A 971-nucleotide genomic window follows, 5' to 3' on the forward strand; every position below is an offset into this window, starting at 1 on the left:
CTGTCACAGGCGTTACTGGCCCGAAACAAACGTAGGAGCGAGCGCAGCTCGCGATTGCGCCGCGCGGGCGGCGCTCGGTCTCATAGGCGCTGAAGATGCTGCGGCTACCTCCAGGCAGCGATAGAGCCTGTCGATGGAACGGTTCGCCATATCGATTGGACGCCCTCGGAGCATCCCCTTAGCGTGGCGACAAGGCCATTCAAGGAGTTCCTGTTGTGCGCGTCCAACCCGATGCGGTCTTCGTACCGCTGAACATCGCCGTGCTGACTGTCAGCGATACCCGCACCTTCGACAACGACACCTCCGGCGAACTGCTGGCCAGCCGTTCGGTAGAGGTCGGCCACCGTCTGGTGGCCCGGGCGCTGCTCAAGGACGACCTGTACAAGATCCGCGCCCAGGTGGCCACCTGGATTGCCGATGACCAGGTGCAGGTGGTGCTGATCACCGGCGGTACCGGTTTTACCGGCCGCGACAGCACGCCAGAGGCGGTCGGGTGCCTGCTGGACAAACATGTCGATGGCTTTGGCGAGCTGTTCCGCGCGTTGTCGATTCTGGATATCGGCAGCTCGACCGTGCAGAGCCGGGCGCTGGCCGGGCTGGCCAACCGCACGCTGGTGTGCTGCCTGCCGGGGTCTACCGGGGCTTGCCGTACTGCGTGGGAGGGGATCCTGGCCGAGCAGCTGGATGCCCGGCACCGGCCGTGCAACTTCGTCAAGCACCTGCTGCCCATCGAGGCCTGTGCAAGCCGGGGCTGATCGTTCGCCTGTACCGGCCCTATCGCCGGCAAGCCGGCTCCCACAGGTATTGCACAGGTTCTGAAATCTGTGTGGTCCCTGTGGGAGATTCTATGGTTCCTGGCAAGGGTAGCCGGAGCATCTTCAGCGCCTGTGAGACCGAGCGCCGCCCGCGCGGCGCATCGCGAGCTGCGCTCGCTCCTACGTTTGTTTCGGGCCAATTATGCCTGTGGGATT

1 protein-coding gene is annotated in these 971 nt (G+C 64.6%); it reads left to right on the forward strand.

Annotation, left to right across the window (positions count from 1 at the left end; translation table 11 throughout):
• The first annotated feature begins 215 nt into the window (after positions 1-215).
• Positions 216-755 carry a molybdenum cofactor biosynthesis protein B gene (gene moaB, locus EGJ22_RS25880; RefSeq protein ID WP_029888079.1) on the forward strand — a complete coding sequence of 180 codons (540 nt, stop codon included), beginning with the start codon at positions 216-218 and terminating at the stop codon, positions 753-755.
• Positions 756-971: the final 216 nt, after the last annotated feature.

The sequence above is a fragment of the Pseudomonas sp. p99-361 genome (genome assembly GCF_003935475.1).
In the GTDB taxonomy this organism is placed as follows: Bacteria; Pseudomonadota; Gammaproteobacteria; order Pseudomonadales; family Pseudomonadaceae; genus Aquipseudomonas; species Aquipseudomonas juntendi.